At 56.5% G+C, this 19,094-nt stretch carries 14 protein-coding genes and 4 pseudogenes; 12 read left to right on the forward strand and 6 right to left on the reverse strand.

Annotation, left to right across the window (positions count from 1 at the left end; translation table 11 throughout):
* The first annotated feature begins 305 nt into the window (after window positions 1-305).
* From FAZ95_RS27145 to ccsB, 4 genes and pseudogenes are all read left to right on the forward strand, one after another.
* A complete protein-coding gene (locus FAZ95_RS27145) occupies window positions 306-722 on the forward strand; it encodes a DUF3331 domain-containing protein (RefSeq protein ID WP_137335580.1) in 417 nt (138 codons plus the stop codon).
* A 166-nt stretch (window positions 723-888) separates the two neighbouring features.
* Window positions 889-1,350 (forward strand): hypothetical protein, encoded by a 462-nt coding sequence (locus tag FAZ95_RS27150; RefSeq protein WP_137335581.1) that lies wholly within the window; start codon window positions 889-891, stop codon window positions 1,348-1,350.
* A 1,247-nt stretch (window positions 1,351-2,597) separates the two neighbouring features.
* The gene (locus FAZ95_RS27155) at window positions 2,598-2,909 is read left to right on the forward strand and encodes a high-potential iron-sulfur protein (RefSeq protein WP_137335582.1); all 312 of its coding nucleotides are present in this window, start codon (window positions 2,598-2,600) and stop codon (window positions 2,907-2,909) included.
* Window positions 2,910-3,225: 316 nt separating this feature from the next.
* Window positions 3,226-4,317 (forward strand): annotated as a pseudogene (ccsB, locus tag FAZ95_RS27160) (c-type cytochrome biogenesis protein CcsB); the annotation flags it as partial.
* A gap of 50 nt (window positions 4,318-4,367) precedes the next feature.
* On the opposite strand, the gene FAZ95_RS27165 reads toward ccsB, so the two are convergent.
* Window positions 4,368-4,706, reverse strand: coding sequence for a hypothetical protein (locus tag FAZ95_RS27165; RefSeq protein ID WP_137335584.1), 339 nt, complete (start codon window positions 4,704-4,706; stop codon window positions 4,368-4,370).
* A gap of 2,042 nt (window positions 4,707-6,748) precedes the next feature.
* Between FAZ95_RS27165 and FAZ95_RS27180 the strand changes: the two genes are divergently transcribed.
* The 3 genes and pseudogenes from FAZ95_RS27180 to FAZ95_RS40560 all read left to right on the forward strand — a co-directional run.
* Window positions 6,749-7,666, forward strand: a complete 918-nt coding sequence (locus tag FAZ95_RS27180; RefSeq protein ID WP_137337617.1) for an NADP-dependent oxidoreductase — start codon at window positions 6,749-6,751, stop codon at window positions 7,664-7,666.
* A 64-nt stretch (window positions 7,667-7,730) separates the two neighbouring features.
* Entirely contained in the window at window positions 7,731-8,648 is a 918-nt protein-coding gene (locus FAZ95_RS27185; RefSeq protein WP_137335585.1) for an NADP-dependent oxidoreductase, read from the forward strand.
* A 227-nt stretch (window positions 8,649-8,875) separates the two neighbouring features.
* Window positions 8,876-9,034 (forward strand): annotated as a pseudogene (locus FAZ95_RS40560) (peptide-methionine (R)-S-oxide reductase); the annotation flags it as partial.
* 95 nt (window positions 9,035-9,129) lie between these two features.
* Here the strand turns inward: FAZ95_RS40560 and FAZ95_RS40565 are convergent.
* The 4 genes from FAZ95_RS40565 to FAZ95_RS27210 form a co-directional block, all read right to left on the reverse strand.
* On the reverse strand, window positions 9,130-9,291 hold the full coding sequence (locus FAZ95_RS40565) for a DUF2798 domain-containing protein (RefSeq protein ID WP_137335586.1): 162 nt from the start codon (window positions 9,289-9,291) through the stop codon (window positions 9,130-9,132).
* Window positions 9,292-10,159: 868 nt separating this feature from the next.
* The gene (locus FAZ95_RS27200; protein ID WP_254700305.1) at window positions 10,160-10,549 is read right to left on the reverse strand and encodes a pyridoxamine 5'-phosphate oxidase family protein; all 390 of its coding nucleotides are present in this window, start codon (window positions 10,547-10,549) and stop codon (window positions 10,160-10,162) included.
* Window positions 10,550-11,099: 550 nt separating this feature from the next.
* Window positions 11,100-11,636 carry a peroxiredoxin-like family protein gene (locus FAZ95_RS27205; protein WP_137335588.1) on the reverse strand — a complete coding sequence of 179 codons (537 nt, stop codon included), beginning with the start codon at window positions 11,634-11,636 and terminating at the stop codon, window positions 11,100-11,102.
* A gap of 253 nt (window positions 11,637-11,889) precedes the next feature.
* Window positions 11,890-12,528 (reverse strand): cytochrome P460 family protein, encoded by a 639-nt coding sequence (locus tag FAZ95_RS27210; protein ID WP_137335589.1) that lies wholly within the window; start codon window positions 12,526-12,528, stop codon window positions 11,890-11,892.
* A 434-nt stretch (window positions 12,529-12,962) separates the two neighbouring features.
* On the opposite strand from FAZ95_RS27210, the gene FAZ95_RS27215 reads away from it, so the two are divergent.
* Together FAZ95_RS27215 and FAZ95_RS27220 are read left to right on the forward strand one after the other, a co-directional pair.
* Window positions 12,963-15,047, forward strand: a complete 2,085-nt coding sequence (locus FAZ95_RS27215) for a cytochrome c biogenesis protein ResB (protein ID WP_137337618.1) — start codon at window positions 12,963-12,965, stop codon at window positions 15,045-15,047.
* 236 nt (window positions 15,048-15,283) lie between these two features.
* Window positions 15,284-16,607: pseudogene (locus tag FAZ95_RS27220) on the forward strand (IS5 family transposase).
* A gap of 73 nt (window positions 16,608-16,680) precedes the next feature.
* On the opposite strand, the gene FAZ95_RS27225 reads toward FAZ95_RS27220, so the two are convergent.
* Window positions 16,681-16,974 (reverse strand): DUF2818 family protein, encoded by a 294-nt coding sequence (locus FAZ95_RS27225; protein ID WP_137335590.1) that lies wholly within the window; start codon window positions 16,972-16,974, stop codon window positions 16,681-16,683.
* A gap of 700 nt (window positions 16,975-17,674) precedes the next feature.
* Between FAZ95_RS27225 and FAZ95_RS27230 the strand changes: the two are divergent.
* From FAZ95_RS27230 to FAZ95_RS27240, 3 genes and pseudogenes are all read left to right on the forward strand, one after another.
* Window positions 17,675-17,812 (forward strand): annotated as a pseudogene (locus FAZ95_RS27230) (cold-shock protein); the annotation flags it as partial.
* 260 nt (window positions 17,813-18,072) lie between these two features.
* The gene (locus tag FAZ95_RS27235) at window positions 18,073-18,363 is read left to right on the forward strand and encodes a GNAT family N-acetyltransferase (protein ID WP_137335592.1); all 291 of its coding nucleotides are present in this window, start codon (window positions 18,073-18,075) and stop codon (window positions 18,361-18,363) included.
* Window positions 18,360-18,977, forward strand: coding sequence for an FMN-dependent NADH-azoreductase (locus FAZ95_RS27240; RefSeq protein ID WP_137335593.1), 618 nt, complete (start codon window positions 18,360-18,362; stop codon window positions 18,975-18,977). Before FAZ95_RS27235 ends, FAZ95_RS27240 begins: the two co-directional genes overlap by 4 nt.
* Window positions 18,978-19,094: the final 117 nt, after the last annotated feature.

Raw genomic sequence — 19,094 nt, forward strand, 5'->3', positions numbered from 1 at the left:
CGTCGATCGTGGTAAGCGCTATATCGAGCAATCTCTGTGCATATTGGCAGTCGGCATATGCGCCGGATATACCGACGGATGCGCGAATGATACGCGACGAATGTTGTCCGCTAGCTTCTCGATCGATAACATTGCCTACGAGTTCCGTCAGGTGGTGATCACCCTTCGGCTGCATGATTGAGGCAGCACGTTGACGGGGCGTGAAGGAGAAGGTCAGGTTCGCGTCTCCTAACACCACAGGGCCGGTGTAATCGGGATCGAAAAGATTAATCGTATCCGATGTCGATCGACGAGGAAGGTGTCAAATGACTCAAGAAGCTGGCAAAGACATTATTGAGCGAGCGTTGCTGTGCCTGTTGGCGCCGCAACCGGCGCCGAAAGTGACGCTTGTTAAAAAGAAAAGATTCCGCAGAACGAAAACGCTGCTCTGTCAGGGGGCGAACGAAGAGCCCAAGAAAGAACTGTTGCCTGCCAGGATTTCTATAATCGAGCGACTTTCGTCGGTCTCGCTTAGCATTTGCTGGAGCGACTCGACCACAGGTTATTTTGGCGAACAGGTGTGGCGGATGGGGCGCGCGCACGTTCAATCATTCTGTGCTCTGAGTGGTATGCCGATCAAGATCGGAGATTCCGTATTTCGACCGTGGGTGAGCGAGACGCGCGCACTGGCAAACAGTCATCGAATGATCCTTGCCTCGCGCGTGCGTATGCCGTGTTCGTGACTGCGATCGGCGGGGAGATGTACATCAAACTAATCACGCGTCTTCCCTGACAGTCGGAAGGAGATCTGCACTATGAGTGGCACAGATGGTTGCACTTCTCCGCGCCTACATGAGCCCTTAACGGACCCCGGTGCGGGTGTCCCGGTCATTGAATCTTGGAGCGAGCATGTCCGCCACTCGTCTGAGTAATATAGAGAAACGTCTCGAATACGTAGCTAATCGAGTTAAGTCTTTCCGCGGTGAAGAGAAAGGATTTATCGCTAGTCTGTCACCTATAATGGTAAGTGCCGCGCGACGTGCGCTTCCGCTCTCTGTTGCAATATGGTCAATACTTGAGCTACCAATCGAGCTGATCCTCGCACAATCATCGGTAGAGCGTTTCGCTTCGACGGCGGGGCGTCTTATCTGGGTCGCTTTGGCCTTCGGGGCGATATACAAGATTCGGTCTGCCAGGGTTATATTTCTTTTCCTCTGCGCTGTCAGTTCGATAGTTGTAGCACTGGCGCTGCCGATGGCATATGAATCATCTCCGCTGGTGTTCAGTGTATTGGCGGTCGATCTTGTCCTGAAACTACTGGCACTCCTTATCTCGTTGATCCTCACTCTCATGCCCCCGTATTCTCGCTGATATGAGGGTGCTTAAGCGCCGGCGTTCTCCCCGGATTCGGCCCCGTGACTGCCGTGCAAGGCGCACAAAGGACGGGGATTCATGTTGCAGGTCGGCGACGTCGCGCCGTGAGAGCGTGCACTGCCGCAGCCAGCCGCGGTGATTATGTGCGCCGTGAATCCGGACGGTCCCTGTCCCTTATCCCGCGGCCCTCTAGGTCCTTCGGGCCGGTGCGCGTTTTGCAGCGGCCGCAAGTCCGGGGTGAAATCCGTTCATCAAGCTAAACTAACCAGACGTAAACGCAATCGCTTTGAACTTCCGCATGGGTTTAATTTTCTGTGGAGTGCGAGTACGTGGACTACTTGTGGGGGTGCCGCGCTTTCGTATTCCGCATCGATAGCTTAAATTGACTGCGAGTGCAGCGTCGATTCGGTCTTGCTTGCCTTCCTTCCTCAAGGGAGGAATTCTTGGACTGACAGGAAGTGGCGCCCGGGTTCGCGGACCTTCTGTGAAGGCTCGGTGCGCAAAAAAGAGCCCGCCTGTAGACGGGCCAAATCCTTTCGAGTCCGACGACAGAGGTGTCGTCGAAGTGAGCGTAACACCGAGTTAAACAATCTCGCGAAAATTCGTTACGCGATAACGGTAGCGGGTGCTCGTCACCGACGCAAGTCTGCTTTGAATATTGTTTAGCGACGTGATCGATTCACACGCCCGTGCAATCGCTATTATATCGCGGCATGATCCGGAACCGCCCTCGCCCCGCATCAAGCACAGATTTCGCCATCCGTGTTTTTGCGGGTGCCGAAGGGGGCACGTCGCCAATGAAAATTGCGCTGTATTCGTTCACGAGCGCTGCGGAAAGCTGTACACCTGGTCTTTTCGGGAATGCTTCAGTTTTGCGTGAAGATGACGCGGAAGTGGAGATGCAGTCCAACCTTGCCCGTGGCTTTCGTAAGCGAATGGAACTCGTAGCCGAAGAGGGCTTCTTTCATTTTGGATGAAGGCCGGGGTGTTCCACGCCGCGCGTAAATAACATTCACGCGGTATGCGGCAGTATATAAGCCTGATACCCACGTGACGTTGCGGCATAAGGCACATGGCCATAATATCGATCGCGGATGTGACATGCTGTCCCGTCCGACGTAGCCGCAACGGACACGTCTCGACGGACACTATCGACGAATATATTGTCTTGGCCGTTCCAGATGTGCATCCAAGGAAGTCTCCGAATAGTCAACATCGCGGAACAAGCCAACGAGGAGGTTGAAATGAAATCGTGTCGCCGTGAGTTCATCGTAGGAAGCGTTGTAGGGTTGGTATCGACCGCATTCCTTCCGCTCGTCGCTCATGCTGCGGAGCAACTGTCCGAGACGGATCCGAGCGCAGTCGCGCTTGGCTACCGAGTGGACGCGACCAAGGTGGACAAGGTCAAGTTTCCAAAGTACGCCGCCGGCCAGGAATGTGCGAACTGCCAGTTCTACCAGGGCAGTGCATCTACAAAGACTGCGGCCTGCCCGCTGTTCAACGGCAAGACGGTCGAAGGGGCGGGTTGGTGTAATGGGTACGCGAAGAAGGGGTAACGACGTCGGCGGATTCCGCCTGCGCACATCGTACTTCTGCAGAAAATCGCTTGAGCGTATTCTCCCGTTTCCCGGCGGCGTCGAGCCAAAGTGGACCGGCTCGCAGCCGCTCGGGACGTCGCCTGCCTGAAAACCGGTCTCCGCTACACAATACATTCCGGCGAAGGGCCTACGTGGCATATTCCCAGGATCGAGGTCGAAAATGGACGTGACATCTGATGCTCCGCATCGCCCATCATTGCGCGACAAGAAAGTGGAAATCGCGCCCTCTTCGCGCATTAGGGTCTGGCAACCTAGGATCCCGCCGAAGACGTTGCTTGTTGATCTGCTGTTCGCGGTGGCCTTGGTCTGCGGGGCAGCGTTCGCTCTGGCTAAGTATCACTCGCATATGAATTATTACGACGGACTGGTGCTGGTATGCGCGGTTCCCGCGCTCACCACGCTGGGATGGCGTTGGAAGCAAGCACGCGTGTTAATGGTTGGTATCGCGGCATTATCACTGTTTGCGATTAACCTGTACGGTGATGTTCTCGGTCGGGCTGATCATGCATTTTTTCTGAAGTACCTTCTCTCAAGCCAATCCGCGATCCTGTGGATGAGCGCGCTATTTGTCCTCGCAACACTGTTCTACTGGATCGGTATGCTAGCGCGCGCGCCTTCGGCGGGGGCAATTGCATCGAAGCTGACGTGGAGCGCTGTTCTGATGGGTTTCGTCGGGATGATGGTGCGGTGGTACGAGTCCTATCTGATCGGACCGGACATTGGGCATATCCCCATCTCGAACCTGTACGAGGTCTTCGTACTGTTCAACCTTATCACTGCGCTCTTCTACCTCTATTACGAGAGACATTACAACACACACGCGCTCGGCGCTTTCGTCCTTCTCGTAATTAGCGCTGCAGTCGTTTTTATGATGTGGTACTCAATATCGCGAGATGCGCAGCAAATTCAGCCGCTTGTCCCGGCGCTTCAGAGTTGGTGGATGAAAATACACGTACCGGCGAACTTCATCGGGTATGGCACTTTCGCTCTGTCCGCGATGGTTGCAGTCGCCTACTTGATGAAAGACAAGGGCATCCTGGATGATCGCCTTCCGGCGCTCGATGTGCTCGAGGATGTTATGTATAAGGCAATCTCCGTGGGTTTTGCTTTTTTTACCATTGCGACGATTCTCGGTGCGCTATGGGCGGCGGAAGCGTGGGGCGGGTACTGGAGCTGGGATCCTAAGGAGACCTGGGCGCTGATAGTATGGCTGAACTACGCTGCATGGTTGCACATGCGTTTGATCAAGGGCCTTCGGGGCAGGCCCGCGGCGTGGTGGGCGTTGACCGGGTTGGTAGTAACGACATTCGCCTTCATTGGTGTCAACATGTTTCTTTCGGGTCTGCATAGCTACGGGAAACTGTAGGGGTGGCGTGGGCCGCCATAACGACTCGCGGTCTGTGAGTCATCGGTTAATCAGGTGATACTCGCGGGGAGGCCACGACTGTGCAGTGGACGCCGCGACCCTTTGAAACGTGGACGGCCCCGTTTCCCGAACAGGTACTGTTCAAGTGCCAGGAAGACTCGTGTCGCGATGGCTTGGGTTTCGTGAGAACCAATCCAGTCCGCAAGGCCGGCCACATTCTTGTGCGCGACCGCGAGCGAGTGAAAGGCATATTCCGTGAAGCGCTGTGCGTGCCGTACCGCCCTGAAGGCGTCGTTGCGCGCGGTGCCTTTGAGCAGCTTGGGTGCGGCGGCCCAGCGCTCGTCGACCCGATTTGCCTCAACGATCCGGAGGCCCTCTTGCAGCATCACTTAAATTAAAGGTCCGTTTGCCTCACTCACGGCGCGAGCGAAGTCTGGACACGTGGGCTGGCGACGTGTCCAGCGATGATTTAACGATGAGAGTCGGGCACTCTTTCTATGCGCTACGTGAAGCGGTGGTTGCGTGCGCTCGGCCGAAGTCCTCCCATCCTTCAGAGTTCGGTTGTTGCCCTCTGCGCGAGAAGGAGGGGATTCCTTCTGCAAGACGGCGCCGTTCTGCCGCGGAAATGTTCAGCGCGGCGTTGATGTCGCGATGATGAGTTGCATCATCGCGGGGCATATCGATGAAGGACCATCACGCCCTCAAGGTAACTGTGCAGAGTCGACCGCGAGGGCCTCGTCCCGGATGGTCTTCCAGTTCGCTTTGAGGGGTGCCAGTTCGGGAAAGCCGGATGCATCGATGTAGGCACCCCGCTTCCGCGTCGAAAATATGTAGAAGACGGCGTTAATCGGCGCTAGAAACGTTGAGTGGTTGGACAATTGACGCCAGAACGCAAAGCGTACCTAGCCTCGCTTGGCGACATAGGAGGCGCGTGCGATAAACCAGAACAGAAACAGCATGCGCGTCCTTACGCTCCTAAATAATTCGCGAAGATCGTTCGATCGGCAGGTAAATGTTTCGGCCAATGCGTAGCGTGCGCGTCCGTGCCCGAGTTTTGTCTTAATCGAGAGGCAGGTCTGTGCCGGCATGCCGCGTCGTTATTGCGTCACGCAAAAGCAGGCCGCCAATCCCCGGCAGGAGCTGGGGGATCGCGAGATGTCGATGGTCGCGCCGGAGCGTCACGAAAGGCTAACGCGCTTTAATCGATTGAAGATTTATATACATTCACTTCTCTTTTGCTTTCTCTAGCCGACCAGTGGCGACACGAAAGCGCGCGGAGGGAGATGATGAGTTCCCTACATGCTAAATGATGTGGAATCGGAATCGGTTGATCTTTCGGTATAGACGGCTGATACGTGAGCATCTGTGGCATGGGCCCGAGGCTCGTTGCTGACAGGCCGCTTCCGGCTTTGCATCATCGGTGCATCGCTCGCGCGAGCTCAGCGAACGACGGTTTACGAGACATCGGCGCTGCGTCGGACGCATATTCGCAAGTGACCGTCACGATCCACGTCTATCGCTTCGGACCGAGAGACAAACACGGCGCGCTGCTGCGCGACCTTGCGCGAGGTCAGCATGGTCTTGAACGACGTGAAGGAGCTATCGCTGAAGGTCTTGGAGCGCGAGCGCCGCATTCTGTCGAGCTATGACTTTGATTCATTTACCCGAGGGGCGGGCGGCATTAGGGTTGTGCTCTCAAAGGAGCCCTGCTGTCGGTGAAGATTTTGCTGTGCGTCTCAAGGATGTCCGTCGATCCCTCGGCTGGGCTGACTTCGCGAGGGTGTTCAGTCAACCTACGCGCTATGAGCGAAATCTCGGAGGCATACTCACGCATATTGCTCGCATACTCAAGCGCCGTTGCACCTCTATGTCTTCCGGCGGGAAACTAGATGTGTTCTCCAACACACGAGGAGCAGGGCCATGAGAATTGTCGGTGCCTTGGGCGTCGCCCTGGCGGGATTGTCCATGACGGTCGCTGTCACAGCCTACGGGCAGACGGATACGCGATCACCGTACAAAGGAACGACCGCGGCTGTTGTCGACGGCAAGCAAAATATGCACGTGCTTACGGACTACTAAGCTTTGTGGCGACCGATGGGGTTGGTCGTGGTTTGATGCAACCGATCCGAAGCAGACTACATCCACGGACTACAAGAAGGACTGTCAGTCGTGTCACATACCGGCGTAATCGTCAGACTGGATATACACCACCGGCTGTCCGCCCCTAAGCCGATAAATTGGGCACCGCCTCGATGAAGTGTTGGTCGAACCGCTGCGCTACATCGAGCAGGGGGGAAGCGAGATCACGACCACGGGCGAGGCGCTGTTCGTCCTTCGCTTTCGGAAATTTCCCGTGGCGCCTCGCGTCAGAGGTCGAACGGGTTATTCACCGCAGCAACATTTTCTGCGAAAAACCGAGGAGTTAAATCACATGAAGGCGATCATCGTGACGGACCAGGCTGCCGGGACGGCTGGGATGAAGTTGGTCGAGTGGCCCGGGCCGGAGGCGGGGATAAACGACGTTGTCGTTCAGGTCCATGCGTCGGGGTTCACCTGGGATGAGCTGACGTGGCCCTCGACGTGGACCGATCGTCAAGGCCGTGACCGGACGCCGTCGATTCCCGGGCAAGAGTTGGCCGGAGTGGTCACCGCTCTCGGCTATGGCACGAGGGGGCTGTCGGTGGGGCAGCGAGTGTTCGGCCTCACGGACTCATATCGCAGCGGCACCTTGGCCGAGTATGTGTCGATCGAGGCACGCAACCTCGCGCCGCTGCCGGGCGACGTCGACTTCACGGTGGGCGCGAGCGTCGCAATGCCGGGACTGACCGCTTGGCAGGGATTATTCGACCACGGCCGCCTTCAGGCAGGGCAAAGCGTCCTCGTGCACGGCGCGGCCGGTGCAGTCGGCTCGATGGTAACTCAGCTTGCACGTGAGGCCGGGGCTCATGTCATCGGTACCGGACGCACCGCGCACCGTCAGACGGCGCTTGAGTTCGGCGCGCAAGAGTTCATCGACCTTGAGAACGACGACCTAAAAGATGTCGGTGGAGTCGATCTGGTCTTCGATGTGTTCGGCGGCGACATCGGGAAGCGGTCCGCAGGGTTCATTCGAGCTGGAGGAAGGCTGGTGACCATCGCCGGACCGGCCGAGGCGCGACCCGTTGACGGCCTGGCGATCGACTTCGTTGTCCTATCCGATCGCGCTCAACTGATCGAAGTCGTCCGGCGAGTGCGTGACGGACGGTTGCGGACGAATATCGGCAAAGTCGCTACCCTCGAGGACGCCGTTGCCGCCCTCAACCCGACCGGAAAGACTAACGGAAAAACGATCATCCGAATTCGTCCGTGAGCGACACGCGGCCGTCCTTGCGACGGTTCCACTAAAGAGGCACGTAACCATGGAAAGAATCCACATGAAGGCGATTGTAGTAGCAGATCAGGCTGCAGGATTGGCCGGATTGAAGCTGGTCGAGCGGCCGGAGCCGTCGGCAGCGATAAACGATGTCATCGTTCAGATTCATGCGTCGGGATTCGTCCCGACTGAGATGGCGTGGCCCTCGACCTGGACCGATCGCGGCGACCGTGACCGAAAACCTTCGATCCCTGGCCATGAGCTGGCGGGAGTGGTCACCGCTCTCGGCTACGGAACGACGGGGCTGTCTGTGGGCCAGCGGGTGTTCGGCCTCGCCGACTGGTACCGTGACGGCACCCTGGCCGAGTATGTGGCGATCGAGGCACGCAACCTTGCACCGCTGCCGGGCGATGTCGACTTCACGGTGGGCGCAAGCCTGCCGATCTCAGGACTGACCGCATGGCAAGGGCTGTTCCAACACGGGCGTCTTCAGGCAGGCCAGCGCGTCCTCGCTCACGGTGCGGCCGGCGCAGTCGGGACGATGGTGACGCAACTCGCACGAGAGGCCGGCGCGTATGTCATTGGCACCGGGCGCGCCGCCGACCGTCAGAAGGCGCTCGACTTCGGCTCGCAAGAGTTTGTCGACCTCGATAGCGACACGCTGGAGGACATCGGCAGAGTCGATCTGGTGTTCGATGTCATCGGTGGTGACATCGGTAAACGATCTGCGGGCCTGCTTCGAGCCGGCGGGGCACTCGTGTCCGTTGTCGGGCCGCCCAACGCACGTCCCGACAACGGTCGCGTAGTCGACTTTGTTGTCGAGTCCGATCGTGCCGAACTGAATGAGATCGTCCAGCGGGTGCGCGACGGGCGACTGCGGACGAACATCGGTCACGTCTCGACCCTCGACGATGCCGTCGCGGCCTTGAACCCGACCAAGCGACGCGAAGGGAAGACGATCATTCGCATTCGTCCGTGAGGACTCGCGGCGCGTGGTCGCCGATACAGGTGCGATTTGCTTGATCGCCCGAGCAGCTTTGCTGCGACCAGTCGGGTCGCGCGCGGAACCGGAAGCGATGCCGGTACTAGAATGCCAACAGCAATGCGCTCGGCGCTCAAGCAAGGCGATTGAGACTCATGATGCGGTATGGAAAGTCGTATGAAGCGATCGATCGACTGACGCCAGATTAGCGCCGTGTCACTCCGGAGACTAGGGCCGAGCGCCTGGTCTCCGGGGAATACAACGATCATACGGAAGCTGGCGTCTACGTGGATATTGTCTTGGTCGAGCCTCTTGATTCGTCGTTCGACAGGCCTGAGCAGGGCTGTGGATGGCCAAGGTTCACTAAGCCTATCGTTTCCGCGAACATCGACGTGTTCGGCTCCTCTAGTCTAGAAAGCGCTCTTTCCTCTAGACACCGGCATACCCAACATCCACCAGCCAGCATGAGGTACAAGGCTTATTTCGCAATTCGTTCGGCGACCCTGCGAATAAATGGAGCCGCTGTCATGACAACCGGAAGCATGGTCACCCACGAAATGCCCCATGACGTTAACCAATGCGATACAAACATGTCACCTTTGTGAGTCACTGTGCCACCTGCGTGGATTGCCACCGCCATGCGCGAGGATTCGGCCGGTCACTCATCATTGGCACTGGCATCGCTGGAAGCTTTCGTGTGCAATTCGATGCAGGTCCGGTTGCAGTGCGCATCATCACCGCGACGTCAACGCGGCAGTGAACATTCTCTCGGCGGGACGTCGGCGTAATCCGATAGCACTCCCCGTCCTTTCCGCATTGAGCCCAGCAGCCCCAGGCTGAAGGTTGGGTGGACATCCAAACTCTCCGGCGAAGCAGCGTTCGGGGGCTTCCTTTTGAGTCGCGCATCAATTGAAGAACTGGGACGCGAGATCAGCCAGGATTATCCCTGCATGAGCCCATTGTCTATGACTCGTTGGCCAGCGCTGAACCCGGCCATGAGTGCCGCCCCTTCCGTTCCGAACAACTTCTGATTGTCTTTCTTCGGACGGATAGGAGATACCAGCGGACTCGACAACTCCTTCGGCCCGATAGACACGATGGTGACAAATCCGCTCGGGAGCGACGGCACGGCGCTCCCTGACGGTTCCCACACGGCTTCAAGGGCTACGGTTACTTCAAAACCTCTGTATCGGTGTGTGCGTTGCATATGTCGCGGCTGACAGTTCTTCGGTGAGCAAAATGTCAGCGATACTCGGCACTCGAGCCTGAAGATAGATTTAGAAAAATTCGATGGTGAATGCCTTCTGCTGCCTCAGTGATCGCCAGGCAAACCGGGCGTTAGAGGCGTCGGCGGACATGATCAGCGACGCCTAGACGAAACCAACATTCGGACGACTCTGACAATGCGTCGACCGACGCCCGCTCACGGTCCAAAACACGGCGAGCTGTAGTGCTGTCGGACAGTAGCTATCCGAACGGAGTTCGCCAATAATCTGCAATGGCATGCTTCAATCCCGCTTCTGCACACCGTATTTCGCCATATACGTTTCCCGAAGACTGTCTTCCGATGCCACGTCTCCGAAGCGGTAGGCAGGTGACAGCAGCGGCCGCGCCTCACGTACGTCAATGCGGACGACGTGATTCACGGGATAGTCCGAGCCGTTCGTCCGCCAAACCCACTCGGCGACGAATTCCCAATCAAGATCGCCAGCCGGCAGCACACTTGCGGTACCGTTGAAGCGATACCCACGCCGGGCGAAGACATCGACCACGTTGATCGAGATTGCCGGATTTCGCCGAACATTCTCGACGGTCTGGGGCGAGGCGATATCAGCGAAAAACAGTGCGTCATTGAGCGCGATTAGCGATCGCCTTCGGCGAAAGATTCGGCGATCCATCCTCGTTTACTGTCGCTACGAATGAAAGGATCGCGCGCCGGATTACGTCGAGCATATCGGTGGTAAGAATCGGCATCATAGGCTCCCAAAGTGCAAGTGGCGGAGTGCCACCGGGCCTATACTATGAATCCGATGGCATATCGTATAGAGCCAAGATTCGGCGCGCTCTCTATGCCATGAATCGCGCACGAACGGGTGCGTTGTTCTACGCAAACTCGCATTGCTTGCTCGCTACACACATGCGGAGCCACGACATGTAGGGCCCAAGCGTTGACCGACCGGAGCATCGGCAAAAAGACAGAATCGGCCTCGCTTCGCGGGTTTCTATGAAAGCACCGCCTAGAGACTCCGAACGCACATTTTCTCGAGCTCTTCTGGCCGAGATGGCGATAACGATACAATGATTTCGCCAGCGCAATGACCCAAAAAATACGCACTCTTTGGCCCTTTGCTGCTGCGTGGTCATGCAAGACTGTCACTACGCTTTAGCCGCGCTGTGAGCACTCCCTTCTCGGTGAGCGCTCAAAGCAACACGAATCGACCTAAAAGGTCATAATGCGCCTGCGTACTCGCCGCGCGCCGGGTAATCATGCTGTATCGAGAAATCAAGAGCCTGCAGTAGTTCCTTGAAATTGGGACGCACGAAAGGCATCGACTGGACGGAAAGATAGTAGATAGTCCGGTCTGGACGCAGCAAAAATAAGCCAGGTTCGGAGAACATTTGAGGCTCATCGACCCCAATGGATGATTTGCCGCGCGAAGTGGAGATATAAAGTCCCCATTTTCGTGCCTCCGTTACCGAAAGTCCGTAGCCGATGCGCAAGCTGTTAGCTCCAACCTTTTTCTGCATCTCTCTCGCGCGAGGTTCGCTATCGGAACTGATGGCAATTGTCGTGATCCCTCGCTCAGCGAATTCCGGCGTCAGTCGTTCCAACTCCCTTAAATACATCGCACAAGTGGGGCAATGAAGCCCGCGATAAAAGCAGATCAGCGTCATTCGCACTGGCACTTCTGAGGCGAGATCGAACGAACCGTGGTTCAACGTATCAACGACAAGTGCAGGTGCCATTTGACGAGGGAAAAGCATGGCGTCACTCCTTTCGTAACCGATGATTCTTCGCGTCAGCTGACACGAGTGCTCGACTCTCGCATATTTTTCAGCACAAGAAATCCGAAAGACATGATCGAGAGTCCGGTATTAAGAGCGAGGTTACAGTCCTTGACGCGTCCGGCGCCGCGGAATGTGCAATGCGACGCAGAGGTACGGCGCTGGTTGGCCGACGCGATCTCATCGGATGCCTCGCGTGGCCTCCCAGCAGATATAGCCGGGGCGCACGACCCTACTGAGATTCCGGCTTGTAATTGGGGTTCAGGTGCCCATCATCGTCGAGCAATCGATAGAACTGCGTCCACACGTCGTCCTTCTTCGCACTAGCGATATGGCAGAATGCGCACTCCTGTTTCGCCTTGACTTTTGCCATCTTCGCCTTCGGCTCGAAGTGATTGAAGTTGAAGTATCCCCAACCGTCGGTTGCGGCAAAGCGCTTCGAATCCTTCACCGTGACATCGGCTCCGTTGAACTTTCCAGGGAAAAAGCCTCGCCCGGAAGGCTCATTCCTTGACCCATCAGGGAACTGTTGCGGCTGGGTCAGCTGAAGCTCTTTGACAAAGATAGTACCTTCAGGGAACTCGCCAGTCTTTTTATAGATTGCGTACGAACCCGGTTCGATGTACACGTTGTGAAACTCCGGAAAATTCGCCTTTCCTCCGTTAAGGGCGTTCGGTGTCAACGGACTTCCGACATAGATCCACTGATGAAAGTTCTTTGGAAGTAGTAGCTGGCCATCTACGGTGTATTGCGGTAGTTGTCGTTTTACTGCGGGGAGGTCTTGACCATCCGAGTCAGCCCAAGCGCCGGTGCTAAACGACGATGTGCACGCGATCAAGACAGCACCAATGACTGAGAGTCGCTTCAACATGCGGATTCTCCTATATGTGAACGAGATAACCGGGATCAAGTACGCTTTGCGACGTCCCAGTCCGTAGCCGGTGTCGGCTACTGAATTAGATACTTTCAATCTCCATCAATCAACGATCCACAGGTATATGAATCATGCCCTTATGGTTGCGGCCCGTTGATGGCGAACGGCGAAACCCGCCATATACGCATGTATAGTCAGCTACTCTTTGTTCTCGCCATAAACTCGTGTAGAAATCAGGATTCGGGATTGGATGTATTAGTGAAGAGGACAGCGACAGTCCGACATGACATGGATACCAATCCTCCACACCATCGAAACCACCACTACATGGAGTGCCCTTGAGCGAACGTCCGACAGCGGAAGGCCAGATTTGCTTGAGAGTTCGTCGAAATCCATACGAACTCAAGCACGCCATAGACCTCCTCAGGTCAATGCGCTTTGCCATCGCTTTGCTAGTGATACTGGCGATTGCAAGCATCATCGGTACTGTCCTCACGCAGGAGGATCCGTACGCAAATTACGTGAATCAGTTCGGTCCATTCTGGGCCGACATCTTCCGTAGCGTCGGTCTGTATGACGTGTACAGTTCGTGGTGGTTCATGTTGATCCTGGTCTTTCTTGTGATATCGGTCTCGCTCTGCGTGATTCACAACGCCCCGAAGATGATCATGGACGCGCGCAGCTGGAAGGACCGCGTGCGCGAAGGGAGCCTACGCGCATTCCGCTATAAGAGTGAGTTCCACGCGGCCACCATAGGTGGCGTCAAGACGGCAGAAATCCTGATGCGCCTCGGACGCCAGTTGGGCTACAAGCTAGTCACGCGTGATACCGGTGCAGGCGAGATCCTGATCGCAGGCAAGCGCGGTGCCCTCACAAAGCTGGGCTACATTTCGGCTCATTTGGCGATCGTGGTCATCTGTGTGGGCGGTCTGCTGGACAGCAATCTGCCCATCGAACTGCAGATGTGGACCTCTGGCAAGACAGCGACTGAGTTGGATTCCGACGTCGACGCAATTTCTCCAGACCATCGACTATCGCCTTCAAATCCAACGTTCCGAGCGTTCGCTCTTGTACCCGAAGGACAGCAGACTAGCTCGGCGGTACTTAGTCGACCGAACGGTTCACTGGTCCAGGATTTACCGTTTTCAATTCAGTTAAAGAGGTTCGTCGTTGATTATTATTCGACGGGTATGCCCAAGCTGTTCGCAAGTGACATTGTTGTCACGGATCGTAAGACAGGTCGGCGCGTTCAGGCGCGCGTCCAGGTGAACAAGCCGTTCACCTACGACGGCATTTCAATCTATCAGTCGAGCTTCCAGGACGGTGGTTCGAGACTCGCGATGACGGTATGGCCGATGGCGGGTAGGACGGAAGCCACGGAGCCGCTTCAGGGTGTGATCGGAGGTATAACGCATATTGGTCCTCAGACCGCTGGCGAGAAGGCAGAGACGGTGGAGTTCACCGATTTCCGTTCGATCAACGTCGAAGATACGCGTAACGCCGACAGCGCTCATGGTGTGCGAAGCGTTCCCAAAGAACATGCGCTCGAAGATGAGGTTGTCGCACGACTTGGGTCAGGTGCGAAACGCAATCAGCCTACGAGTTTGCGAAATCTCGGACCCTCGGTGCAATATAAGGTCCGCGATGTCAACGGCCAGGCATATGAATACCGGACTTTTATGCTTCCCGTTAATATCTCGGGACAGCAGATGTTTCTGACCGGCGTGAGGTTGGATCTCAACGATCCATTCCGGTTTCTCAGGATTCCCGCCGACGAACATAATTCGGTACGGGACTGGATGAACCTGCGAGCCGCCTTGCAATCTCCCGACATGCGTAACCGGGCGGTGGCCCGATTTATACGGCGTTCGTATTTAAATGCTGATACTGATACTCAGAGACGCGCTGAATCCGACGTATCTCGACTACTGGATGAGTTCGCAGGTGTTCAACGGGACAATGCTGCAACGACTGTCATGCAATCAGCGGGCGGCTTCCAGGCGATTGCCGGCTTGCTTGACCGATCGGCACCCGAAGTGCAACAGGAGAAAACGGCCGCGGCGCTTCTACGCACGCTCAATGGCGTGATGTGGGATCTCTGGCAGATTTCGCGGATTAAGCATGGCGAGCCCGAGCTGAAACAGACCCCGTCACATATTTCGTTTATCCGATCCTCAATCGATGCGCTCTCGGACAGCTTCTACTATGGGGCGCAGATCTTCCTTCAACTCGATTCATTCACGCAGGTACAGGCGTCGGCATTCCAGCTGACGCGGGCGCCGGGTAAGACACTAGTCTATGTCGGGAGCCTTTTTCTTGTGGTCGGAGTTTTCTCCATGTTCTATGTGCGTGAGCGCCGTCTCTGGTTTTGGATCAAGAGCTCGGACGATGGTGGCGCAGACGTCTTGATGGCGATGTTCACCGCTCGACACACGCTTGATTTCGAGAATGAGTTCGCACGTACGCACGACGCGGTAAACGCTGCGTTAGACGCGAAAAGGATTCAAACACCTTAACGTCGCAACCAGCCGGCCAACATGTCCGGCTGAAAGCAGGACATAGCCGATACCCTACTTGGCACTGAATGACTCCAACGACGTCTCGTCATCTGCCAGCCTCTTCGCTATTGAGTCGAACCTGAACAATCCTAGAAGCCTTGTGTGGCAAGGGTTTTGGGCCTGAACGGTGTTGATGGAATTGCAGGAAGCAGGCATATTAGCGCGTAAATCCTGCATTTTTTGACGAGGTGCGGATGGGTCAGAAGACGCCTGTGGCAGAGGGAGATTTCTTCCGGCAACCGTTGCGCGAGCAGATCAACTTGAAGCATCCGTTGGTCGGTTTGGCCGATCTGATCAACTGGGATCGATTGGGCGTGTCGATGAGCGAGAGCTTCGTCTCACGCAAGGGTCGTCCGGCAACGTCACCAAGGCTGATCGCTGGCCTGCTGTATTTACAACATGCATTCGACTTGTCCGACGAAGAAGTCGTCTGGCAATGGGTGGAGAACCCGTACTGGCAAGTTTTCACTGGCGAGACGTACTTGCAGACCCAGGCGCCGATCGATCCGTCGAGCCTCACGCGCTGGCGTAAGCGTCTGGGCGAAGCTGGCGTTGAAGAGTTACTGGCCGAGACAATCGACGCCGCCAAGCGTGCGGGTGTGATCAAGGCCTCAAGCGTGAAGCACGTGATCGTCGATACGACGGTCATGCAAAAAGCGATCGCCCATCCCACCGATTCGCGCTTGCTCGAGCGGTGCCGCGAGCATCTGGTGAAGGCCGCCACGCGACACGGATTGAAGCTGCGGCAGAACTACAATCGCGAGACCCCGCGCCTGGCCAGTCAGATTGGCCGCTACGCACACGCCAAGCAATACAAGCGCATGAAGAAGACGCTGCGCACGTTGCGCTCGCGCGTTGGGCGGGTGATGCGTGATGTTGAGCGTCAACTCGATTCAGTCGCCGACATCGGGCGCGGCGCGCTGCAGGAGTTGATCGGCCGCACCAAGCAGATCCTGTCGCAAAAAGCAGAAGGACAAGAACAAGCTGTATGCGCTGCATGCGCCAGAAGTCGAGTGTTTGGCGAAAGGCAAAGCCCGCACGCCGTACGAATTTGGTGTGAAAGTGTCGATCACGACGACCCACAAAGAGGGGCTTGTGGTTGGCGCCCGCTCGATGCCAGGTAACCCATACGACGGTCACACGCTGAGTGAAGCGTTGGAGCAAGCGGCAATCTTGAGCGACGTGAAGCCGGAAGTCGCCATCGTCGATCGCGGCTACAAGGGCGTCGCTGTAGAGGGTGTGAAGATCTACCACCCGGGATTGCGGCGCGGGATCACGCGCGGGCTGCGCGCGATGATCCGACGGCGAAGCGCGATCGAACCAGCCATCGGTCACATGAAGGCGGACGGCAAACTCGATCGGAACTGGCTCAAAGGCGCGCTCGGTGATGCGATTCACGCCGTGATGTGCGGTGCCGGCCACAACTTGCGCATGATCCTCAGGAAGCTGCGGCTTTTTTGCGCCCTTGTTCTGATGGCTTTGCTCAACCGATCGGCCCTTGTCGCCTTCACGGCATGAGAGCCAGCGCCGCGCAAAACGAATTATTCAGGCCCGACTATTGATTCGGGTTCGGCCAATCCATAGCGAAAAGCTATTTGCGTGGGAGTAGAAATCGAAACACAAATCCCGGAAATGAGAAAACTGCCAGCAGCGATACAGTGATTGCGTAGAATTGCCAACCTTGGTCGAACACTCTACCCTCCCGTGCCTCTAATGCATAAGCAGTGGAGGCCAAAATCAGATACGTCAACGCAAACTCCGCTAGGTAAATCCAGATTCTCTTGCCATGCCGAAGAGAGATGACACCAAAGAACCTTGTTGTACTGAAAGGAAGATTGGCCATCGACAAAGCCAAGGTGACAATAAACCAGCCAGAGACCGACATTAAGGATGACCTCGTACCATTTGTAACGTTAGACAGGAAGCTCTGTGATGGGACCGGTGAACCCCGGTTAGGATGCCGGTGCCAGTCGCCCCAAGGCTACCAACTTCCAATTGAACGAAACATCAGAGCACTATGCAATCTTCCATCAGTATATAAATTCAATACCCGAGCTCTTTCAACGGGTTCGCGGCGTGACACCGCGAGTCACAGAGCGAACCACACGAAGGTCTTGATTCGTCAGGACAGCGGGAGCGGCACTCCTAGTGCTATGGCTCCGACGTTCGAGTCTGCAGCGTTGAAAGATCAAACTCAGTTGATCTCATCCAGTCGAGATACGGTGTGCTTCGAAACCTCAAATATGATGCAGCCGCCTCCGGGTGTCGACGATGTGATTCAGGAAGCGCGTGAGAGGTATTTTCCGAGGTGTGTCCGTCCGTGAACCCGTTCGGTGTCTTGGCGGCGACGACCCTATACGTGAGTCTATACGCGGATACTAGAGGTTCGTTGAGTATTCCAAAAACGTCCAATAGAATCGGCAACGGTGATCGCTGCATTCAGAGCAAGGACAGACTTTTCCCTGTTCAACTGGCAGGCACGGATGACCTCCTTTCATGTGATGGTCGAGGCGGCGTTGATATCGATCGCCCAGCCCTCATAGTCAAATGCATTATCTCGGTAACCGGATTCAAAGGCGGAGAAAATGGCTGCAGATACCATGAAGTGGTTCAATGATGCAAAAGGTTTCGGCTTCATCAAACCGAATGACGGAAGCGAAGACCTTTTCGCGCATTTCTCGGAGATGCGATCCACCGAATACAAGTCCCTCAGGGGAAATCAATAAGTCTCCTTTGAGATCGGAGCGGGCTCGAAAGGCAAGCAGGCGTCAAATATCCGCACATCCTGTCGAGCTACGAAGGATCTCCCTCGAGCGCGAAGGACGAAAACCGTCGGCGATGTGTTCAAGACTACCGCTCTCGTCAGGTATCGTCGGACTGGTCGAGCCATCGAAGATGGCCTGGTCCGATGATCATTTCTTGGCCCTACAGCGCGTTTCGTCAACTGGATATGATAGGCGCGATGCAATATGGACAACACGGTATGGACACGACCCCGACCTTCCGGCACCTCGATTCCCCCGATGACTGGACCCGCGCCTTCGACATCATGAAGGAACTGCGACCGCATCTGACTGACGCTGACGCCTTCTGCGCGCAACTGCTCAACAAGGTTCGCGAGATTGCTCGTCGCGCGTCCTGCGCGCATTTCCTGCTCGATACCGGATTGCACATGGCGCTCGCGCAACGCTTTTACTTCCGCAACGGCTTGCTCGCCAGAGGTATGCACTTCGTCGAATCGCTCGCCCAGAGCGGATCGGAGTGCGCGCGATGAAGATTCTTTTCGTTAACGCAAGCCCGCACGGCGAAACGAGCCACGGTTACGGTCTCGCGATTGAGATGATCCGCACGTTGGGCAAGAGTGCGCATGGAGCAGTGGTAAAACGTGATCTTGCCTCGCAGCCATTGCCACCGATCACGCAGGACTATGCGAAAGCCATCACTTCACGTGACCCTGATGCGAGCCGGTTCGACGTGTCCGAGCAACTCATTCGCGAGATCGAAACGACGGACGCGCTTATCATCAATACACCGATGCATAACTTCACGGTTCCGGCCGCGCTGAAGCTGTGGATCGACTATGTGCTGCGCGTTCATCGCACCTTCGCCGTAACGCCTGAAGGCAAGGTCGGTTTGATGCGTGACCGACCCACGTTCGTGATTGTCGCTTCGGGAGGTTTTCATAGCGGCGAGCGTGCGTGGCAAGGTGATTTCCTCACCCCGTATCTGCGTTACGCGCTCGGATCCATCGGGTTGAAAAGCGCTCACTTCGTCTTGCTGCAGGGACTCACACACGGCGACGAGGCCGTGACGGACGCCCTTCAGCGCGCGCGCGAAGGAGTCGCGCGACACCCACTCTTCGCGTCCGATAACGCCATCACTCTCTAGCAGTTTTTATCTGTCGTACGCGCGCCGCAGAATGCGTGCGATACGCACGACTTCACCCGCGTCGCTGACATAGGCGAAGCCGAGAACCACGCTGCGCAATGTGCGCTTTGCGGGCAC

The sequence above is a fragment of the Trinickia violacea genome (assembly GCF_005280735.1).
GTDB classification, from domain to species: Bacteria; Pseudomonadota; Gammaproteobacteria; order Burkholderiales; family Burkholderiaceae; genus Trinickia_A; species Trinickia_A violacea.

Coding starts and splice junctions, on each gene's coding strand:
- FAZ95_RS27185 (WP_137335585.1), top strand. CDS start 7,731: ATGAAGGCGATTGTAGTAGCAGATCAGGCTGCAGGATTGGCCGGATTG.
- FAZ95_RS27180 (WP_137337617.1), top strand. CDS start 6,749: ATGAAGGCGATCATCGTGACGGACCAGGCTGCCGGGACGGCTGGGATG.
- FAZ95_RS27215 (WP_137337618.1), top strand. CDS start 12,963: ATGCGCTTTGCCATCGCTTTGCTAGTGATACTGGCGATTGCAAGCATC.
- FAZ95_RS27205 (WP_137335588.1), bottom strand. CDS start 11,636: ATGCTTTTCCCTCGTCAAATGGCACCTGCACTTGTCGTTGATACGTTG.
- FAZ95_RS27200 (WP_254700305.1), bottom strand. CDS start 10,549: ATGGATCGCCGAATCTTTCGCCGAAGGCGATCGCTAATCGCGCTCAAT.
- FAZ95_RS27210 (WP_137335589.1), bottom strand. CDS start 12,528: ATGTTGAAGCGACTCTCAGTCATTGGTGCTGTCTTGATCGCGTGCACA.
- FAZ95_RS27235 (WP_137335592.1), top strand. CDS start 18,073: ATGGACACGACCCCGACCTTCCGGCACCTCGATTCCCCCGATGACTGG.
- FAZ95_RS27155 (WP_137335582.1), top strand. CDS start 2,598: ATGAAATCGTGTCGCCGTGAGTTCATCGTAGGAAGCGTTGTAGGGTTG.
- FAZ95_RS27225 (WP_137335590.1), bottom strand. CDS start 16,974: ATGTCGGTCTCTGGCTGGTTTATTGTCACCTTGGCTTTGTCGATGGCC.
- FAZ95_RS27240 (WP_137335593.1), top strand. CDS start 18,360: ATGAAGATTCTTTTCGTTAACGCAAGCCCGCACGGCGAAACGAGCCAC.
- FAZ95_RS40565 (WP_137335586.1), bottom strand. CDS start 9,291: ATGGCGGTGGCAATCCACGCAGGTGGCACAGTGACTCACAAAGGTGAC.
- FAZ95_RS27145 (WP_137335580.1), top strand. CDS start 306: ATGACTCAAGAAGCTGGCAAAGACATTATTGAGCGAGCGTTGCTGTGC.
- FAZ95_RS27150 (WP_137335581.1), top strand. CDS start 889: ATGTCCGCCACTCGTCTGAGTAATATAGAGAAACGTCTCGAATACGTA.